The sequence below is a fragment of the Saccharopolyspora sp. NPDC000995 genome, from assembly GCF_053599315.1.
The window spans coordinates 53,429-72,666 of the sequence record NZ_JBSFLZ010000011.1; the positions used below are offsets into that span (position 1 = coordinate 53,429).

At 70.1% G+C, this 19,238-nt stretch carries 18 protein-coding genes and 1 pseudogene; 13 read left to right on the forward strand and 6 right to left on the reverse strand.

What is annotated here, in order from left to right:
• Positions 1-52: 52 nt before the first annotated feature.
• Genes alaS through ACWDKQ_RS06445 form a run of 4 tightly spaced genes read left to right on the forward strand, consistent with a single transcriptional unit; the run spans position 53 to position 5,229 of the window.
• Positions 53-2,725, forward strand: coding sequence for an alanine--tRNA ligase (alaS, locus tag ACWDKQ_RS06430; RefSeq protein WP_450137717.1), 2,673 nt, complete (start codon positions 53-55; stop codon positions 2,723-2,725).
• Positions 2,722-3,192 carry a Holliday junction resolvase RuvX gene (gene ruvX / locus ACWDKQ_RS06435; protein WP_450137718.1) on the forward strand — a complete coding sequence of 157 codons (471 nt, stop codon included), beginning with the start codon at positions 2,722-2,724 and terminating at the stop codon, positions 3,190-3,192. The genes alaS and ruvX overlap by 4 nt, the downstream gene beginning before the upstream one ends.
• Complete coding sequence (mltG, locus tag ACWDKQ_RS06440) at positions 3,189-4,388, forward strand: endolytic transglycosylase MltG (protein WP_450137719.1); 1,200 nt, start codon at positions 3,189-3,191, stop codon at positions 4,386-4,388. Before ruvX ends, mltG begins: the two co-directional genes overlap by 4 nt.
• A complete protein-coding gene (locus tag ACWDKQ_RS06445; protein ID WP_450137720.1) occupies positions 4,375-5,229 on the forward strand; it encodes a shikimate dehydrogenase in 855 nt (284 codons plus the stop codon). Before mltG ends, ACWDKQ_RS06445 begins: the two co-directional genes overlap by 14 nt.
• A gap of 92 nt (positions 5,230-5,321) precedes the next feature.
• Here ACWDKQ_RS06445 and ACWDKQ_RS06450 read toward each other — a convergent pair whose 3' ends face one another.
• The 3 genes from ACWDKQ_RS06450 to ACWDKQ_RS06460 are packed head-to-tail and all read right to left on the reverse strand — an operon-like array spanning position 5,322 to position 7,757.
• The gene (locus ACWDKQ_RS06450; RefSeq protein WP_450137721.1) at positions 5,322-5,588 is read right to left on the reverse strand and encodes an HPr family phosphocarrier protein; all 267 of its coding nucleotides are present in this window, start codon (positions 5,586-5,588) and stop codon (positions 5,322-5,324) included.
• 40 nt (positions 5,589-5,628) lie between these two features.
• Positions 5,629-6,891: a PTS transporter subunit EIIC gene (locus ACWDKQ_RS06455; RefSeq protein ID WP_450137722.1), complete on the reverse strand. Its 1,263-nt coding sequence runs from the start codon at positions 6,889-6,891 to the stop codon at positions 5,629-5,631.
• Positions 6,888-7,757, reverse strand: coding sequence for a GntR family transcriptional regulator (locus ACWDKQ_RS06460; protein ID WP_450137723.1), 870 nt, complete (start codon positions 7,755-7,757; stop codon positions 6,888-6,890). The genes ACWDKQ_RS06455 and ACWDKQ_RS06460 overlap by 4 nt, the downstream gene beginning before the upstream one ends.
• Before the next feature lie 275 nt (positions 7,758-8,032).
• On the opposite strand from ACWDKQ_RS06460, the gene ACWDKQ_RS06465 reads away from it, so the two are divergent.
• The 8 genes from ACWDKQ_RS06465 to ACWDKQ_RS06500 all read left to right on the forward strand — a co-directional run bounded on the left by ACWDKQ_RS06465 (position 8,033) and on the right by ACWDKQ_RS06500 (position 15,085).
• Positions 8,033-8,269 carry a glucose PTS transporter subunit EIIB gene (locus ACWDKQ_RS06465; RefSeq protein WP_132493847.1) on the forward strand — a complete coding sequence of 79 codons (237 nt, stop codon included), beginning with the start codon at positions 8,033-8,035 and terminating at the stop codon, positions 8,267-8,269.
• Complete coding sequence (locus tag ACWDKQ_RS06470) at positions 8,266-8,721, forward strand: PTS sugar transporter subunit IIA (protein ID WP_450137724.1); 456 nt, start codon at positions 8,266-8,268, stop codon at positions 8,719-8,721. The genes ACWDKQ_RS06465 and ACWDKQ_RS06470 overlap by 4 nt, the downstream gene beginning before the upstream one ends.
• 391 nt (positions 8,722-9,112) lie before the next feature.
• The gene (locus ACWDKQ_RS06475) at positions 9,113-9,607 is read left to right on the forward strand and encodes a prepilin peptidase (RefSeq protein ID WP_450137725.1); all 495 of its coding nucleotides are present in this window, start codon (positions 9,113-9,115) and stop codon (positions 9,605-9,607) included.
• 207 nt (positions 9,608-9,814) lie between these two features.
• Entirely contained in the window at positions 9,815-11,020 is a 1,206-nt protein-coding gene (aroC, locus tag ACWDKQ_RS06480) for a chorismate synthase (RefSeq protein WP_450137726.1), read from the forward strand.
• On the forward strand, positions 11,020-11,544 hold the full coding sequence (locus ACWDKQ_RS06485; RefSeq protein ID WP_450137727.1) for a shikimate kinase: 525 nt from the start codon (positions 11,020-11,022) through the stop codon (positions 11,542-11,544). Before aroC ends, ACWDKQ_RS06485 begins: the two co-directional genes overlap by 1 nt.
• Positions 11,545-11,638: 94 nt before the next feature.
• The gene (aroB, locus tag ACWDKQ_RS06490; RefSeq protein WP_450137728.1) at positions 11,639-12,748 is read left to right on the forward strand and encodes a 3-dehydroquinate synthase; all 1,110 of its coding nucleotides are present in this window, start codon (positions 11,639-11,641) and stop codon (positions 12,746-12,748) included.
• Positions 12,745-13,179: a type II 3-dehydroquinate dehydratase gene (gene aroQ / locus ACWDKQ_RS06495; RefSeq protein WP_450137729.1), complete on the forward strand. Its 435-nt coding sequence runs from the start codon at positions 12,745-12,747 to the stop codon at positions 13,177-13,179. The genes aroB and aroQ overlap by 4 nt, the downstream gene beginning before the upstream one ends.
• 439 nt (positions 13,180-13,618) lie before the next feature.
• On the forward strand, positions 13,619-15,085 hold the full coding sequence (locus tag ACWDKQ_RS06500; protein ID WP_450137730.1) for a beta-xylosidase: 1,467 nt from the start codon (positions 13,619-13,621) through the stop codon (positions 15,083-15,085).
• A gap of 67 nt (positions 15,086-15,152) precedes the next feature.
• Here ACWDKQ_RS06500 and ACWDKQ_RS06505 read toward each other — a convergent pair.
• Positions 15,153-15,242: pseudogene (locus ACWDKQ_RS06505) on the reverse strand (D-glutamate cyclase family protein); the annotation flags it as partial.
• A gap of 79 nt (positions 15,243-15,321) precedes the next feature.
• Entirely contained in the window at positions 15,322-16,293 is a 972-nt protein-coding gene (locus ACWDKQ_RS06510) for a GlxA family transcriptional regulator (protein ID WP_450137731.1), read from the reverse strand.
• Here ACWDKQ_RS06510 and ACWDKQ_RS06515 point away from each other — a divergent pair.
• On the forward strand, positions 16,292-17,659 hold the full coding sequence (locus tag ACWDKQ_RS06515; protein WP_450137732.1) for an MFS transporter: 1,368 nt from the start codon (positions 16,292-16,294) through the stop codon (positions 17,657-17,659). The genes ACWDKQ_RS06510 and ACWDKQ_RS06515 overlap by 2 nt on opposite strands.
• On the opposite strand, the gene ACWDKQ_RS06520 is transcribed toward ACWDKQ_RS06515, so the two are convergent.
• Positions 17,634-18,809, reverse strand: a complete 1,176-nt coding sequence (locus ACWDKQ_RS06520; protein WP_450137733.1) for a glycoside hydrolase family 64 protein — start codon at positions 18,807-18,809, stop codon at positions 17,634-17,636. The genes ACWDKQ_RS06515 and ACWDKQ_RS06520 overlap by 26 nt on opposite strands.
• Between the last annotated feature and the right edge of the window lie 429 nt (positions 18,810-19,238).

The following is a 19,238-nucleotide window of genomic DNA, read 5'->3' on the forward strand; positions in this document are numbered from 1 at the left end:
CCCGCCGACACCACCAGCCGTGTCCGTCACCCGAATTCCCTGAGGAACCACCGTGCAGACCCACGAGATCAACAACCGGTTCACCGAGCACTTCCGCAGCCGCGGCCACACCGTGGTGCCCAGCGCGTCGCTGATCCTCGACGACCCGACGCTGCTGTTCGTCAACGCCGGCATGGTGCAGTTCAAGCCCTACTTCCTGGGTGAGGCCCCGGCGCCGTATCCGCGGGCCACCAGCATCCAGAAGTGCGTGCGCACCGGCGACATCGACGAGGTCGGCAAGACCACCCGGCACAACACGTTCTTCCAGATGGCCGGCAACTTCTCCTTCGGCGACTACTTCAAGGAAGGCGCCATGCAGCACGCCTGGGAGCTGCTCACCGGCTCCCAGGCCGACGGCGGCTACGGCTTCGACCCGGAGCGGCTGTGGGTGACCGTCTACGAGAAGGACGACGAGGCCGCCCAGCTGTGGCAGAAGGTCGCCGGCGTTCCCGCCGAGCGGATCCAGGCTCGCGACGGCAAGGACAACTACTGGGACATGGGCGTGCCCGGTCCCGGGGGCCCGTGCTCGGAGATCTACTACGACCGCGGACCGAAGTACGGCCACGAGGGCGGCCCAGTCGCCGACGAGGACCGCTACATCGAGATCTGGAACCTGGTGTTCATGCAGGACATCAGGGGTGAGCAGTCGCCGAAGCTGGGCCACCCGCCGATCGGTTCACTGCCGACCAAGAACATCGACACCGGCATGGGCGTCGAGCGCGTCGCGTGCCTGCTGCAGGGCGTGGAGAACGTCTACGAGACCGACCTGGTCCGCCCGGTGATCGCCAAGGCCGAGGAGCTTTCCGGCCGCCGCTACGGCGCGAACCACGAGGACGACGTGCGCTTCCGCGTCATCGCCGACCACGCCCGCTCCGGCGTGATGCTCGTCGGCGACGGCGTCACCCCCGGCAACGAGGCCCGCGGCTACGTGCTGCGGCGGCTGCTGCGCCGGATCATCCGCTCCACCCGCCTGCTGGGCGTGCAGGAGCCGGTGCTCGGCGAGTTCAGCAAGGTCGTGCGCGACGCGATGGCGCCGAGCTACCCCGAGCTGGTCACCGAGTTCGACCGCATCGACTCGGTGATGCGCAACGAGGAAGAGGCCTTCCTGACCACCCTTACCGCCGGCTCGAAGATCTTCGACCTGGCCGTGGCCGACACCAAGAAGGCCGGTGGCAAGCAGCTAGCCGGCGAGAAGGCCTTCCAGCTGCACGACACCTACGGGTTCCCGATCGACCTGACGCTGGAGATGGCTTCCGAGCAGGGCCTGACCGTCGACGAGCAGGGCTTCCGGAACCTGATGTCCGAGCAGCGCCGCCGGGCCAAGGAGGACGCCAAGGCCCGCAAGACCGGCCACGGCGACCTGTCGACCTACCGGACCCTGCTCGACCAGCACGGCACCACCGAGTTCATCGGCTACACCGACCTGCAGTCGCACAGCCGCGTGCTGGGCCTGCTGGTCGACGGGCAGCCGGTGTCCTCCGCCGCCGCGGGCACCGAGGTCGAGCTGGTCCTGGACCGCACCCCGTTCTACGCCGAGGGCGGTGGCCAGATCGCCGACACCGGTCGGCTGGTCGGGCCCGGTGTCGCCGTCGAGGTGCACGACGTGCAACGCGCGGTGCCGGGCCTGTTCGTGCACCGCGCCAAGGTCGTCGAGGGCGAGCTCGGCGTGGACACCACGCTCGAAGCCGCCGTCGACGTCGCGCGCCGCCACGCCATCGAGCGCTCGCACTCCGCCACCCACCTCGTGCACGCGGCGGTGCGCAGCGCTTACGGCAAGCGCGCCGCGCAGGCCGGTTCGCTGAACTCGCCGGGCCGGATGCGCTTCGACTTCACCACCCCGACGGCGGTGTCCTCGAGTGTGCTCACCGGGGTCGAGGAAGAGGTCAACGACTACCTGCAGAGCGACGTCGAGGTGCAGTCCTACACCACGACGATGGACCGGGCCATGCAGCTCGGCGCCGTCGCGCTGTTCGGCGAGAAGTACGGCGACCAGGTCCGGGTCGTCGACATGGGCGACTACTCCCGCGAGCTGTGCGGTGGCACCCACGTGCCGCGCATCGGCCGCCTCGGCGTGGTCAAGCTGGTGGCCGACTCCTCGGTGGGCTCCGGCGTGCACCGAGTCGAAGCGCTCGTCGGCATGGACGCGATGCGCCACATCAGCAAAGAGCACCTGCTGGTCAGCCAGCTCGCCGAGCAGTTCAAGGTGCCCGCCGACGAGCTGCCGGAACGCATCCAGGGCGTCGTGTCCCGGCTGCGAAGCGTGGAGAAGGAGCTGCAGCAGCTACGCATCGCGCAGATCCTGCAGTCCGCCGGGGAGCTCGCCGACAAGGGCACCGACGTGCACGGCGTGACGCTGGTCGCCGAGCAGGTGCCGGACGGCGTGGACGGCAGCGCGCTGCGCGCGCTGGCCGGCGAGATCCGCGGCCGGCTGGGCTCCCGTCCCTCCGTGGTGGCGCTGTTCTCCGTTGAGGAGGGCAAGGTCAGCTTCGTGGTCGGCGTCAACGACGCGGCCCGCGACAAGGGCATCGCCGCGGGAAAGCTGGTGCCCGGCTTCGCGGCCGAGGTAGGTGGGCGCGGCGGCGGCAAACCGGACATGGCGCAGGGCGGCGGCTCGAACCCGGCTGGGATCACGGCGGCGGTCGAGGCGCTGCGCAAGGCGCTGGACCAGGTGGTGGCTGGCGGGTGACCGAGCATCGGCAGGCGGATCCCGGATCGGGACGTCGGCTAGGCGTCGACGTCGGCGCCGTCCGGGTCGGGGTCGCACTCAGCGACCCCGCGCCGATGCTGGCGACCCCGCTGGTCACCTTGCAGCGGGATGCCACCGGAGGCAGCGATCTCGCGCAGCTGGCCGAGCTCGTAGCCGAGCACGAGGTGGTGGAAGTCGTGGTCGGCCTACCGAAGACGTTGGCGGGTCGGCACGGAACTGCAGCGGAAACGGCGCAGGCCTATGGGGCGGCGCTCGCGGAACGGATCGCACCGGTGCCGGTGCGGTTCGCCGACGAGCGGCTGACCACCGTGACGGCCAGCCGGATGCTGTCGCAACGCGGCGTGCGGGGGAAGAAGCAGCGCGCCGTGGTCGATCAGGCGGCGGCGGTGGAGATTCTGCAGGCATTCCTTGACAGTCGGGGGAAGACACGAGAGGACCTTTCGTGACCGACGATCTCGGACTGTTCGCGGACGAGCCCGGCGAGCGGCGGCGCGCACCGGACCCGGAGCGGTTCCGCCGCCGCAAGCGCCGCCGAATCGTGACCGCGGTGGCGAGCTTGTTCGTGCTGCTGCTGGTCGGCGTCGGCGTGCTCTACGGGGCCAGTCAGATCATGCAGATCGGTTCCTACGAGAACTACGAGGGCGAGGGCACCGGCGACATCGTCGTCGAGATCAAGCCCGGTGACACCGTCAGCGCCATCGGACGCACCCTCGCCGATAGGGACGTGGTGGCCAGCATCAAGGCGTTCACCAAGGCCGCTGAAGAGAACCGGCAGATCAACAGCATCCAGCCGGGCTACTACCTGATGCGCAACAAGATGTCCGGCGAGGCAGCCGTCGCGCACATCCTGTCGGCGGCCGCGAAGGTGGGCCGGGTCGACATCCGCGCAGGCATGCGGCTGGAGGACCAACTGGCGCCAGACAACGAGCACACCCCGGGCATCCTGACCCGGCTCGCCGAGGCCACCTGCGCCGGGGCCAACCCCACCTGCGTCACCTCCGAGGAGATGCACAGGGTCGCCGCGACCGCCGACCTGGCTTCGCTCGGCGTGCCGCAGTGGGCGCTCGCGGACGCCTCCAAGGCCGAGCCGAATCGGCGGCTGGAAGGACTGATCCAGCCCGGCCTCTACGACGTGAAGCCGGGCGAGACCGCGGAGAACGTGCTGCGCGACGTGGTCAACCGGTCCGCAGCGCAGCTCGAGGTCGCGGGGTTGCCGCAGACGGCCGAGGGCACCGGGTACAGCCCGTACGAGCTGCTCAAGATCGCATCGCTGGTGCAGAGCGAGGGCATCGCCAAGGACTTCGGGCAGATCTCGCGGGTGATCCACAACCGGTTGACCCACCCGGTCATGCACCTCCAGCTCGACTCCACGATCAACTACCCGCTGGACAAACCGTCCCTGCTGACCAGGCCCGAGGACCGCGGGATCGATGGGCCGTACAACACCTACAAGAACTACGGCCTGACGCCGACGCCGATCTCGGCTGTGAGCAAGGAAGCCCTGCAGGCAGCGGAGAAACCCGCTGACGGCACTTGGAAGTTCTTCGTGAAGTGCTATCCGGACGGCACCTCCTGCTTCGCCGACACCCAGGCGCAGCACGACGCCTACATCAACGAAGCGCGGGCACGTGGCGCGTTCTGAGTCCCGCCGGGCAGCGGTGCTCGGCTCGCCGATCGAGCACTCGCTGTCCCCGGTGCTGCACGGAGCCGCATACGCCGCGCTCGGCCTGCACGGCTGGACCTACGAGCGGGTGGAGGCCGACGCGGACCGGCTCGTCGAATTCGTCGCCGGGCTCGGCCCAGAATGGGCCGGGCTGTCGGTCACCATGCCCGGCAAGCGAGCGGCGCTGGGCGTCGCGACCGAGGTCAGCGAGCGGGCTGCGGCGGTCGGCGCGGCGAACACCCTGGTGCACCAGGCCGACGGCAGTTGGGCCGCGGACTGCACCGACGTCGACGGAGTCGTCGGAGCGCTGCGCAGCGCGGGCGGATTCATCACCGGCCACAGCGGTCTCATCCTGGGAGCCGGCGGCACCGCCGCCGCGACCCTGGCCGCGTTCGCGGAGCTCGGGCTGAGCGAAGCGACGCTCGCGGTGCGCGAGCCCGCGCGAGCGCGCGACGCGGCCGAAACCGCGGAGCGGGTCGGCCTGCAAGTGCGCGTCGAGCGGCTGGACAGCGTCGCGCTCGCGGACGCCGCGGCAGCGGCGGACGTCGTGGTGTCGACGCTCCCGGCAGGGGCGTTGCACGCGCAGGCGGCGGAGCTTGCGACGGCGGGTTGCGTGTTGGACGTCGTCTACCACCCGTGGCCGACGCCGCTGGCCGCTGCGGTGACCGCGGCGGGCGGGCGGGTCGCCACTGGATTGGACATGCTGCTGCACCAGGCGTTCGGCCAGGTCGAGCAGTTTACCGGGCTACCGGCGCCCCGCGAAGCCATGCGCTATGCCCTCGCCGAAGCGACCGGAAACGAGTTCCCGCTCCCGCTCTGACCGCGATTCTCCATAGGTGTCGGTGTGTCGTACCTTCACACGGCCCACCGCCGGGACCACCGGATCGGTAGGAGGCGTTCGCGTTGTTCCGGTCAGTTGTCGAGGTCTGAGGCGACCAGCTGGGCGAGGTGGTCCAGCGCCGCTTCCGCGCCTTCGCCCTCGGCCGCGAGCACCACCTCGTCGCCGTGGCCCGCGCCCAGGGTCATCAGCCCGAGGATGCTGCCCGCCTCCACCGGATCAGTGTCGTCCTTGCGGATCGTGATCTTCACGGGCTGCGCGGCGGCGGCCTTGGCCACCAGTGCCGCCGGCCGCGCGTGCAGCCCAACCTTGCTTGCCACGGTGACCCGTCGCTCGAACATGATTCTCCGTTCGTCGGGGGAATGGGAAACGGTCGCCGGATCAGCTCTTGTCGGGGCCCGGCATGGCGTCCCCACCAGCATTATCCGCGCCCACCTCGGCGTTTTCCGTGTCGTCCTCCTCACGGCCCGGGGTGCGCAGGTTCCACTTCGTGATCACGAACCGGAACACGAAGTAGTAGATGACCGCGTAGCCCAGGCCGATGGGGATCAGCCACAGCGAGTTCTGCGAGATGCCGAAGTTGAGCACGTAGTCGATGGCGCCCGCGGAGAAACCGAACCCGCTGTGGATGTCCAGCGCGTTGACCAGCGCCATCGAGGTGCCGGTGAGCACCGCGTGGACGAGTAGCAGCGGCCAGGCCACGAAGATGAACGAGAACTCCAGCGGCTCGGTGATGCCGGTGATGAATGCGGTGAGCGCCACCGAGATCATCACGCCGCCGACGATTTTGCGCTGCGACGGCTTCGCGCACTGCCAGATGGCCAGCGCCGCGGCGGGCAGGGCGAACATGAAGATCGGGAAGAAGCCGGTCATGAACGTGCCCGCGGTCGGGTCGCCCGCGAAGAACCGGGCGATGTCGCCCTTCTCGCCGTGGTAGTCGCCGAAGAGGAACCAGACCACGTTGTTCGGGATGTGGTGCAGGCCGAACGGCAGCAGCAGCCGGTTGATCACGCCGTAGATACCGCCGCCGAGCACCGCGTTCTGGGTGACCGCGTCGCTGAAGGCCGTCAGACCGGCGTCGAAGATCGGGAACACCAGGCCCAGGACCACGCCGGCGATCACCATGGCGAACGCGGTGATGATCGGCACGAAGCGCCGTCCGCCGAAGAAGCCCAGGTAGGCGGGCAGCTTGATGCGGTGGTACCGCTGCCACAGCCAGGCCGCGGTCAACCCGGCGATGATGCCGCCGAGCACGCCGTACGGGCCCTTGTTGAACGCCTTGTCCGACTCGGTGCCGGTGATCTCCCAGAGCACGCCGGAGAGCACCAGGTAGCCCACCGCGCCGGCCAGCGCCGTGGAGCCGTCGGCCTTCTTCGCGAAACCGATCGCCACACCGATGGCGAAAAGCAGCGGCAGGTAGTTGAACAGCGCGTTACCGGCCGAGCCGATCACTCCGGCTACGGGCTGCAGCCAGGGCAACGGCGCACCGAGCCCCTCCTTGCCGAGCAGGTCGTCCTGGCCGAGGCGCATCAGCAGCGCGGCGGCGGGCAGGACGGCGATCGGCAGCATCAGGCTCCGGCCGAGCCGTTGCAGCAGGGCGAAACCCTTCCTGTTGCCGCTCGCCGTGGTGGCGCTGGCACTCATCGGTTACCTCCTGTGTCGTGGAGACCGGGTCGTCGGGCGGGATGTTGGCGTCCGGTCGGCCGGGTGGGCCGCCTGGACGGGCGGTGGTGGCCGGAGCCGCTCGGGTTGCGGTCCAGCTGCATGGTCACCTGGTACAAATCGCCGCGGTACCAGGAAGTCATGTCCTCGATCGGTCGGCCCTGCGCCGTGGAGATCCGGCGGAAAACCAGGACCGGGCTGCCGGTGCGGACCCCGAGCAGACCCGCGGTTTCGGCGTCGGCGCCCTCGGCGAGCACGGTCTGCGTGCCGTTTTCCAGCTGCACCTCGTAGTCGCGGGCCAGCAGGGTGTACATCGAATCGGTCAGGTCGTGGTCGAGCAGGCCGGGCAGCAGCCCGGCGTGGTACCAGCCGCGTTCCACCGCCATCGGCGCACCATCGGCTTTGCGCAGCCGGCACAGCCAGTACGCGTGCTGGTCGGGCCGGAGGTCGAGCGCTTCGGCCGTGGTAATCGGCGGGACCGCCTCGGCCGCGTCGAGCAGCACCGTCTCCGGTTGCATGCCGCGGCGGCGCATGTCCTCGGTGAACGAGGCGAGGTGCAGTTGTGAGTCCACCCGGGGTCGCCTGGTGTAGGTGCCCTTGCCTCGGACCCGCACCAGCAGACCCTCGGCGACGAGCTGTCCGACCGCTTCGCGGACGGTGAGCCGGGACACGCCGTAGCGCACCGCGAGGTCGCGTTCGGACGGCACCGGCGAACCTGGCAGCAGCTCCTCGCTCGCCAGCTCGCGCAGGATCTCGCGCAGCTGGGCGTGCTTCGGTGTCGGGCCGTCGCGCAGCACGTCAGCCGTTCCCGGGCGGGAACAGCCGTCTGCGGTTCGCCGTGCGGCCACGCTGCCTCCATCTGCATGCAGGACGTTCGACCTCCAGTGCCCCTCGTGGACACCCGGCACCGGTCGAACGCGGGCGGATCGAATCCGGTGCTGTTCACCGGTCCTACCGGGTTGGTACTGTCCGGTCTAAACCAGTCGGTTGCGAACAATGCGCTTTCATGCGATCGGGTGTCAAGACGGCTCGCGATTCGTTGCCGCATCGACACCCATTGGCGCAAGATCGTCTCGACGCGGTGCGCAAAGCCTGCGTCGTCGGAGGACGAAGGGAGCACGGGGTGGCTCAGGACAAGGCCGCGGCAATCCTGGCCGCACTTGGCGGCGGGGACAACGTGGTGGAGATCGAGCCGTGCATCACGCGGCTGCGCTGCGAAGTCGAGGACGGTTCCAAGATCGACGAGGCGGCGCTGAAGGCCGCCGGGGCGCACGGCGTGATGGTGCAGGGTTCGGTCGTGCAGGTCGTGGTGGGCCCGGAAGCGGACACCCTGGCCGAGGACATCGAGGACCTGCGGTGAGCACCGAGGTCGGGAGCCCGGTGGCGGGCCTGGCCACCGCGATCAGCGAGGTGCCCGACCCGGTGTTCTCGCAGGCCATGGTGGGTCCGGGCGTGGCGGTGCAGCCGTCCGGCGGGCGGGCCGACGCCCTCGCGCCGGTGGCCGGCACGGTCGCGACCCTGCACCCGCACGCTTTCGTCATCGCCTCGCCCGGCGGCGCCGCGATCCTGGTGCACCTGGGCATCGACACCGTGAAGCTCAAGGGCGAGGGCTTCGAACTGCACGTGGCGAAGGGCGACGTCGTCGAGGCGGGCCAGCGCATCGTCACCTGGGACCCGTCCGAGGTGGAGTCGCACGGCTACTCGTCGATCTGCCCGGTCGTCGCCCTGGACGTTGCGCCCGACGCCCTGACCGATGTCCGCGAGGACGGTCAGGTCGTCGCGGGCGACCCGCTGTTCGCGGTGGGGACCTAAGCCCGGGGCGTGTATGTGGTGCGCCAGATGTTGAAGCGAACGGCCTGGTCGCCTCGTGGCGGAGGCGAACAGGCCGTTCGCTCCTTCTCGGCCGGAGGCGGGGGCGAACAGGCCGTTCGTCCCTTTGTGCGGGGCGAATAGGCCGTTCGCTCCGCCGACGCCCAGGAGTTCTGGGGATGTGCACCTGCCGCCCGATCCGGGCACGCCTTGCGACACGCGCAGCTTCGCGGATCGGCTGCCCGGGGTTCCGGGACGTCGCGGCGATGCTGGTGCGATGGTCGTGTTGATTGGGATCGCTGGTGGTGCAACGGGTTTCGCGGCGGGTCGGCTGGGTCGGCTCGCCCTCTGTTCGATTAGCAGGGGAGTTCGGCCTCCTCGGATGTGGTGCGAGGTGGCGGTGGGTCTGCTGTGGACGGTGGTGTTCGTCCGCGTCCTGACCGGGATGCCGTTGTGGTGGGCGGCGATCCCGTTGGCGTTCGGGTGGCTCGCGGTGTTGCTGGCGGTGTGCGACGTGCTGGCCGGACGGCTCCCGGATGTGCTGACGCTGCCCGCATATCCGGTCGCGGCGGTGTTGTTGACCGTCGCGGCGCTGCACAGGTCAGATGTGCTGCTCGGCGCCGTTGCCGGTGCGGTGGTCTTCGCCGGGACGTATCTGGTGGTGCGCGTGGTGTCGCCAGGTGCGATGGGACCGGGCGACGTGAAGTTGGCGGGCAGCCTCGGTGCCGTGGTGGGCGCGGTGTCGCTTTCGGCGGTGCTGTTGGTGATGGCGGCCGCGGCGGCGTTGACGCTGGTGGCGGCGTTGTGGACGCGGGTGGGCGGCGTCCCGCACGGCCCCGCCATGCTCGCCCCGGCCTGGCTCGTCACGGCCTTCGCGCCGTGGCCGTAGGCGCGGCGATCCCGAACGGCGTTTCGTTGCTGCTGGTCCGGCCCCGCGTCCCCGGGAAATACCGGGCCCGTGTGATGGTGAGGGGCACCCTTGAGCGGCTGTACCAACGGCGGTACCACCTAAGGGTGCCCCTCACCTCGGATGAAAGCGCAGTGCAGGACCCCCGGCCGGGTTCACCCGGGACCGAACGTGGCAGGATCTATAGCTGTGCTGCGTTGGATGACCGCTGGAGAATCGCATGGTCCCGCCCTGGTGGCGGTGCTGGAAGGCATGGTGGCCGGGGTCGAGGTGACCTCCGCCGACATCGCGACCCAGTTGGAGCGCCGCAAGCTCGGTTTCGGGCGCAGCCCGCGGATGAACTTCGAGGCCGATGAGCTGGAGCTGATCGGCGGCATCCGGCACGGCCGGACCCAGGGCGGCCCGATCGCGATCCGCATCGGCAACACCGAGTGGCCGAAGTGGGAGGAGGTGATGGCCGCCGATCCGGTCGACGAGGACGTGCTGTCGTCGCTGGCCCGCAACGCGCCGCTGACCCGTCCCCGGCCCGGGCACGCCGACCTTGCCGGGATGCAGAAGTACGGCTTCGAAGAGGCCCGGCCGGTGCTGGAGCGCGCGAGCGCCCGCGAGACCGCCGCCCGCGTCGCCGTCGGCACGGTCGCCCGGCAGTTCCTGCGGCAGCTCCTCGGGGTCGAGATCGTCAGCCACGTCATCAGCCTGGGGGGCGTCGACGCGTCGCACGACGTGCTGCCCGGCCCGGACGACCTGGGCGCCATCGACGACAACCCGGTACGCGCCTTCGGCGGCGAGGCGACCGAGAAGATGATGGCCGAGGTCGATGCGGCCAAGAAGGACGGCGACACCCTTGGCGGGGTCGTCGAGGTCATCGCCTACGGGTTGCCTCCGGGCATCGGCTCCCACGTGCACTGGGACCGCAAGCTCGACGCGCGGCTGGCCGGTGCGCTGATGAGCATCCAGGCGATCAAGGGCGTCGAGATCGGCGAGGGCTTCGCCAACGCGCACCGGCGCGGCAGTGCGGCGCACGACGAGATCTACCCGGACCAGGGCACCAAGTGGGTGCGGCGCGGCAGCAACCGGGCGGGCGGCCTGGAAGGCGGCATCACCAACGGCGAGCCGCTGATCGTCCGCGCCGCGAAGAAGCCGATCTCCAGCCTGCCGCGCGCACTGGCCACTGTGGACATGGTGACCGGCGAACCGGCGCAGGCCATGCACCAGCGCTCCGACATCACGGCCGTGCCGCGCGCCGCAGTGGTCGCCGAGACGATGGTCGCGCTGGTCCTCGCGGAGGCCGCGCTGGAGAAGTTCGGCGGCGACTCGCTGCCGGAAACCCGGCGCAACGTCGAGGGCTACCTCGCCTCGCTGCGCGAGCGCGCCGAGAAGCGGCAGGTGCGGTGATGGGCCCGTGCGCGGTGGTGATCGGCCCGCCGGGAGCGGGCAAGACGACGATCGGCCGGTTGCTGGCGCAGCGCCTCGACGTGCCGTTCCGGGACACCGACGACGACATCGTGCAGACCGCGGGTCGGCCCATCGCCGACATCTTCGCCGACGACGGCGAGCCAGCGTTCCGGGCAATGGAAGAGGACGCGGTCGCCGCGGCGCTGCGCGAGCACAACGGCGTCCTGGCGCTCGGCGGCGGCTCGGTGCTGTCGGAACGTACCCGCGAACGACTGGCCGGGCACCCGGTGGTGTTCCTGTCGGTGGGGCTGGCAGAAGGCGCTCGGCGCGTTGGACTGTCCACGGCTCGACCGCTGCTGGCCGGAGTGAACCCCCGAGCCACCTTCAAGGCGCTGCTGGACGCGAGGCTGCCCATCTACCGCTCGGTGGCCGCCGTCGAGATCGTCACCGACCACGTGGCGACCACCGAGGTCGTGGAGCAGGTCCTCGCCGCGCTGTCCGCGCGCAGGACGCCATCCAGCTGATCATGACGGTCGGGAGTGGGATGCTTCCAACCGCACCCACCGCCGGGCAAGCGGTGGGGCCAAGCCCAGAACTCGCTCAGCTGAAGGGACGATGATGACCGAACCGGTGCGGATCAGGGTGGCCAGCCAGCAGCCCTACGATGTGGTGGTCGGCCGGGGACTGCTCGGCGAGCTCGTCGACTTCCTGCACGACGCATCGGTGGTGGCGCTGGTGCACCAGCCCACCATCACCAGCACCGTGGAGGCGGTCCGCGAGGAGCTGACCTCGGCCGGGGTGGACGCGCACCGGGTGGAGATCCCGGACGCCGAGGACGGCAAGAGCCTGCAGGTCGCCGGGTTCTGCTGGGAGGTCCTGGGCAAGATCGGCATGGACCGCAACGGCGTGGTGGTGTCCTTCGGCGGCGGCGCGGTCACCGACGTCGCCGGTTTCGTCGCCGGGACGTGGATGCGCGGGGTCCGCGTCGTGCACGTGCCGACCACACTGCTGGGCATGGTGGACGCCGCGGTCGGCGGCAAGACCGGCATCAACACCGACGCGGGCAAGAACCTGGTCGGGCTGTTCCACGAACCGAGTCTGGTGCTGGCCGACCTGGCGACGTTGGAGGGGCTGCCGCGCAACGAGCTCGTCGCCGGCATGGCCGAGATCGTCAAGGCGGGCTTCATCGCCGACCCCGAGATCCTGCGGCTAATCGAGGCCGACCCGGCCGCGGCGACGGATCCTGCCGGTGACGTGCTGGGCGAACTGGTGCGCCGGTCGATCCAGGTCAAGGCCGACGTGGTCGCCGCGGACCTGAAGGAATCGCACCTGCGCGAGGTGCTCAACTACGGCCACACGCTGGCCCACGCCATCGAGCGCCGGGAGCGCTACCGCTGGCGGCACGGCGCGGCGGTCAGCGTCGGTCTGGTGTTCGCCGCGGAGCTGGCGCGGCTGGCCGGGCGGCTGGACGACGAGACCGCCGACCGGCACAAGCGGGTCCTGGACCTGCTGGGCTTGCCGACCAGCTACGACCCGGACGCGCTCGCGCAGCTGCTGGAGGCGATGCGGGTGGACAAGAAGACCCGCTCCGGGGTGCTGCGGTTCGTGGTCCTCGACGGCCTGGCCAAGCCCGGTCGTCTGGAGGGTCCGGACCCGTCGCTGATCGCCGCCGCGTACTCGGCAGTCACCGGCGGCGAGGCCAAGTCGGGTTCGGAGGTGCTGCTGTGAAGGTCCTCGTCCTGAACGGGCCGAATCTCGGTCGCCTGGGCAAGCGCGAGCCTTCGGTCTACGGCAGGACCACCTACGCCGACCTGGCCGGGATGTGCGAGCGCGCTGGCAAGGAGCTGGGCGTCGAGGTGGAGGTCCGGCAGACCGACCACGAGGGCGAGATGGTCCAGTGGCTGCACGAGGCCGCCGACCGGCGGTGGCCGGTGGTGCTCAACGCGGGTGCGTGGACGCACTACTCCATCGCGGTGCGCGACGCGGCAGCGCAGCTCGAAGCGGACCTGATCGAGCTGCACATCTCCAACGTGCACAAGCGCGAGGAGTTCCGGCACACCAGTTACCTGTCGGATGTCTCGACTGCGGTCATCGCCGGCCTCGGCGTCGAGGGCTACCCGCTGGCGATCCGGTGGCTGGCCGAGAAGTCCCGCAGCTAGTTCCCTTTCCAGACCGTGGATCTTTTCGGGCGCTGTAGAGGCTGTTTTCATTCTCGTCCTGCGTGGCGGTGCGGGTGGCGCAACCTCAGACGCCGTCCGGTCTGCGAGATCCCGGACTCATGAATGCCAATTCACCACGTCGGGGTGTGTCCTCGCCAAGAGCCCCGACGGGGCGGGCACAGCCTCAGGACCCGCGGCGGTGCGAGCCGCGAGGGTGGGCGAAGCGGCTGTACTGCTTGAAAGGCACGTGTCCGCTGCCCTACCGCACTCCGGACGATCACTTCCCAAGCAGTCTCTACATCAACGCAGAAGACTCAACGCCGCGCGTCTGGGTTCGCCGCGATACGTCGGTAGTGAGTCCTGCGGCCCGCGCGTTGCAAGTAAATTGGGCGGAGGTGTCCTTCGCCTCGGTGTTGGCGCGGGTCTGGGGGGAGCATCGGTGAGGGACCGGATATTGCGGCGATTGGCCGGGTTGGCCGCGGTAGTGCTGCTGGCGGGGTGCGCGCCGGTCGAGGGCACGCCCGAGCCCCAGCCGCAGGCCGAGCAGCGGATTGAGCCGCCCAAGGCCCCGATCGCTCTGGGCGTCGGCGGCGCGCGGGGCAGCGCCGGGGTGGTGGCAGCCGGCGGGTTGCCCGCGCCATACAACTACGGGCCGACGGTGCTGCGGGACGGCGGGCAGTACCGCACTTGGTGGTGCAGCCAGCTGCCCGGGATCGGCCCGCCGGGCGACGACATCTTGACGGCCGCGTCGGGCAGCCCCGACGGGCCCTTCACCGCTGCCGGTGGCGCTCCCGCGGTGCCCGTCTTCAACGGCCAACCCGGCGGGTTCGACGGTATGCACACCTGCGACCCGTCGGTGTTGAAAATTGACGGTCGCTACTACCTTTACTACACGGGCGCGGCCGGGGATCACGCGCACGGCAACGCCATCGGCGTCGCCAGCAGCCCCGACGGTCTCTCCTGGCGCCGGGAGGCCGGCGGTCGCCCGATCGTCACGGCTTCCGGCGAGGTGAACCGGCAGAACGTCTACGGTGCGGGCCAGCCCTCCGCGCTGTACCTGGACGGCTGGTTCTACCTGATGTTCACCGACACGACTGCTTCCGGCGCGGGCTGGAACGGCGCTGGTCAGTTCGTGCTCCGCGCGCGCAATCCCGAGTACACCGACCAGCGGCAGGACTTGACTGAGAAGGGTTTCGACGCCGCGGGCGCCGAGCGGTCGCGTTCGGTGGTGGACGCGTTCAGCGCGGACTGGATGTGGGTTCCGGCGCTGGAGGCGTTCGCGATCGCCCATCAGACCGCGACGGGCACCACGATCACCTTCTGGGACCGGGATTTCACCCGCCACCCCTACGAGCCGGTGGTCGTGCCCGGCCCCTGGCAGGAAGGCCCGGGTCTCGTCCGCGGTCCCGACGGGCACGCGCCGGTGTCCACAGCGGATCCCTGCGGGACGGTTCCGGTGGACGTTCTCCGCGCCACCGCGTTGTTCCCGGCTCCGACCGACATCCGCCACTTCGGCATCGACGTCACCGGGGCCGACGGGTGCCGGACGAGCCCGCAGGCGGCGGCGGTCCTCGACGGCTTCGCGGCGCCATCTCCGGCTCGCACGGTCGATGTCGTGCGCAACGGGCAGCGAGTCCGCGTCGAGCGCCGCTCGGTCGCGGAGCAATTGGTCACCCGGGTTCTCGACGCGAGGGTGCCCGCGTTGGACGGGCTACCGGTCGCCGGCACCATCCGCGCCGCGGCGCCCGCGATGCGATCCCCACGGGGGTTGGTCGGCCTTCTCGACGACAAGAGTCGACTGTGGACGGTGAGCGCGGAGGCCGCCGCCGCCAACGGTTCGACGATCGCCGACGTCTCCCAGCAGGAGTGGGACGCGCACGCCCTGGGCGGTGACCTCCGCCGCTGATCAGCGCTCGGCTACCGGGTCGGAGACCCGCAGGTCGGTCAGGAACATGTACCCGGGCGGATGCGTGGGCGAACTCGGGGCGCATCTCGGCGAGCACCGTCTGCTGGGTTACGCCGCAAGCCCAGAACGCCGGTACCTCGTCGTCCTCCCCAGCGGCATCGGCGGTGAACTCCCTTGGCTGGTGTCGTGGCGATACTTATAGCGCCGAAGAACGATCGCGGCGCCGCGTAACCAGCTCATGCGGTGCGGCGGAAGGTCCTGCGGTAGGCGGCGGGGCTGGTTCCGAGGCGCAGGCGAAGGTGCTTTCGCAGCGACGCCGCGGTGTTCAGGCCCGACTGCTCCGCGACCGCGTCGATCGGCAGGTCGGTCGCCTCCAGGAGGTGGCGGGCGTGTTCGATGCGTTGCTGCAGCAGCCAGTCCAGCGGGCTGGTGCCAGTCTCCTCCCGGAACTTGCGGGTGAAGGTCCGCACGCTCATCCCCGCCTGGGCCGCCACATCGTCCAGGGTGAGGGGCTCGACGAGGCGTTCGAGCATCCACGCGCGCGTCGGTGCGGTGCCGTTGCCGCCGGTTTCCGTCAGCGGCCGCTCGATGAACTGGGACTGGCCGCCATCTCGCCACGGCGGCACGACGCTGGACCGGGCCGCGTGGTTGGCGACTTCGCTGCCGTGGTCGCGGCGGATCACGTGCAGGCACAGGTCGATCCCGGCGGCCACCCCGGCCGAGGTCAGCACGTCGCCGTCGTCCACGAACAGCACGTCCGGGCGCAGCCGCACCTGCGGGTAGAGCCGCTGGAACCGCTGGACGTGCGCCCAGTGCGTGGTCGCCGGGCGCTCGTCGAGCAGGCCGGCCGCGGCGAGCACGAAGGCACCGGTGCAGATCGACATGATCCGAGTGCCGCGCGGCAGCCCGGAAAGGTATTCCGCGAGTTCCGCGCCGATGCTGCCGTCGGTGCACGGCCCCGCGACGTAGGTGCCCGGGATGATCAGCGTGTCCGGCGCGGTCAGGAAGTCCGGGCTGGCCCCTGGCAGGATGGAGAACCCCTTGGTGGTGCGGACCGGGCCGCCGTCGAGGCTGCAGACCTGGACGTCATAGAACGGCTGGCCGTCGTCATTGCGGGCGCCGGCGAAGATCTGCGAGGGGATCGCCAGGTCGAAGCCGATCACGTCGGGGATGCCGAGCACGACGATCCGGTGCGGGCTGATGGCCATGGCCGAATCTTCTCACATCTTGTCTCTCCGGCCACTGGTTCCGGGTGGCGGACTCGGCGAGGCTGACAGGGTGATCACCACTGGGACCGCGCGACGCGTCCACCCCGCATGGTGGGTGGCGGGCGTCGCATTCATCGCCCTGCTCGGGGCCGCCGCCTTCCGGTCGATGCCCGGCGTCTACATGGATCCGCTGCACCACGAGTTCGGCTGGCCGCACAGCGTCATCTCGGCCGCCGTGTCGCTGAACCTCCTGCTCTATGGCCTCACAGCGCCGTTCGCGGCGGCGCTTATGGCGCGCTTCGGCATCCGCCGGGTCACCGTCGCCGCCCTGCTGCTCATCGCTGCCGGCAGCGGGCTGACGGTGTTCATGACGGCCAGCTGGCAGCTGATCGTGTGCTGGGGCCTCCTGGTGGGACCCGGCACCGGGTCGATGGCGCTGGCGTTCGTGTCCACTGTGGTCGATCGGTGGTTCGTGCAGCGGCGCGGGCTGGTCAGCGGCGCGCTGACCGCCGGTAGCGCGACCGGGCAGCTGATCTTCCTGCCGCTGGCGGCCGTGCTCGTCGAGAGCCACGGCTGGCGGTTGACGTCGCTGGTCATCGCCGGGACCGCACTGCTGGTCGGCCTGCTGGTGCTGCTGGTGATGCGCGATCACCCCCGCGACGCGGGCGTAACCGCCTACGGCGCGACGGTCGAGGAACCGGAGCAGGCGCGCGACCGCGGCAACCCGGCCGCGATCGCGCTGCGCACCCTGCGCGACGCGGCCCGCAAGCCCGCTTTCTGGCTGCTGGCCGGTGGATTCGCGATCTGCGGGGCGAGCACCAACGGCCTGGTGAACACGCACTTCGTGCCCGCGGCGCACGACCACGGCATGCCGACCACGACCGCTGCCGGGCTGCTCGCGGTGATCGGCGTCTTCGACGTGCTCGGCACGGTGCTCTCCGGCTGGCTGACCGACAAGGTCAACCCGCGTGTGCTGCTCGCCGCCTACTACACGCTGCGCGGCCTGTCGCTGTTCGTGCTGCCGCAGCTGCTCGGCCCTTCGGTGGAGGCGAGCATGGTGCTGTTCGTCGTGTTCTACGGGCTGGACTGGGTGGCCACCGTGCCGCCGACCATGGCGCTGTGCCGGGAGCACTTCGGGCCCCGCGCGTCGGTGGTGTTCGGTTGGGTGTTCGCCTCGCACCAGATCGGCGCGGCGGCCATCGCCAGCGTCGCGGGCGTGGTGCGCGACCAGTTCGGCGACTACGCCGCCGCCTGGTACGGCGCGGGCCTGCTGTGCCTGCTGGCAACGGCCTTCTCGGTGTCGATCCGGGTCGCCGCGCCGCGGCGGGAGCCGGAACCGGTCACCACGGCGTCAGCGTCACGATGATCGACTTCGGTGCGCGGTCCTGGATGTAGGAGGCGAAACCGGCCACGTCGTCGAAGGCGAACCCGTAGGCCTTGCCGTCCTCGGTGTTGGCGTGCATCACCTTGGCGAAGTGGTTGGTGACCTGGTGCTGGTAGAACGCGTCCGGGTCGGTGCCGGGCTGGTCGGCGAGGTCCAGCAGGATCGACCGGTTGAACCCGGCGCCCAGGATCGCCGCGACCGGCCCGGTGATGCCGTCGTTGGGGGCGGCTAGCGCGCCATCGCAGAACAGAACATCCCTTGTGGACGGTCGGCCGATCGGTTGCACGCCGCCGTCGAAGTTGAAGGTTTCGCCCGATACCCGGCCGGTGAAGACCCGGCCGTCGCCGGGTTTCACCTTCAGCTGGGTGCCCTGGTACTTGGCCCAGACCTTCTCGATGTAGGAGTCGTAGTAGGTGTTGGAGAACGAGCCGAGGTCGAGCCCGTGGCCCGGCGCGATCACCCGCAGGTCGTTCTGGCGAAGCCCGGCGAAGTCCGCGTTCTCCTTGACATCGCTGAGGATTCGCTCGCGACCGCCGGCGGCGATCGTGCCGGTGGTCTGGTCCTGCGTGCCTTGTAGCCGGATCGACAGCGGCACGCTGAACATGTCGACCATCGTGGTGTTGCAGTACATGCCGTCGGACTTGAGGGTGAACTCGACGGTGTCGTGCAGGATCGAGTGGTTCGGGTCGGTGTCGACCCAGCCGGCCGGGTACTGCAGCGCGGGCTTGCCGTCGCCGCCCGCGACGACCTTGAACTTCAGCTTCTCGCCCAGCGCGAAGTAGATCCGGCCGGACATCCTCGGCAGGTTCAGCGTGGTCTCGCCGCTGCCCTCCAGCGCAATGGCGTAGTCGGCGAAGCCGTCGGAGCCGTTGTCGGACGTCGAAACCGGCACCAGTTGGCCGCCCGGGGTGACCCGGGACTGCTCCCCGGAGTCGAGGTTCACGCCGACGACGTAGACCCAGATCGAGGCGTTGTCGAACTGGGCGCTCTCGTTGATGATCGTCAGCGGTAGCGGGACGTCGGGGCGGCGCGGCCCGGCGAGGGCCGCCGGGACGGGGCCGAGGCTGCCCATGGCAGGGACGGCGAGGGCGGCGGCGGAGACGCCGCCTAAGAAGGATCGTCTGCTGAGCACGGCTAATCCCTTCGGCGTTGGAGGATAAGTTTGTAGTTACAACAATTGTGGGAGCGGCCTCACCAACCGCCAATACGCCAAACCTCTGCCGACGACTGCGCGATCCGGCCCAGCGAACGAGTCATCTCCGGACAACCGGATCCTCCGAACGGCAAAAGCGGACCGGTTTTACCGCTAGCACCGAAGGTTCCCGAATTTCCCGGAAATCAACGGTCCGTGCCTTCGGCGTGATGTCGTCGAAGTCATCACCCGTCCGCGAGTGTCCATAGTGGTCATCTGGATCTGATAGGCCGGTGGTGGGGAGTCGAGCAGGCCGTTGTCGCGGCCCCGCCGGTGGAGGTCGAAGAAGGCGCGGACGTATGCGCGCAGTGCGTCGGCGTCGCCGGATGCGCCTGCCGGTGAAGTCCATCTCGGTCGGATCGTCCGTGT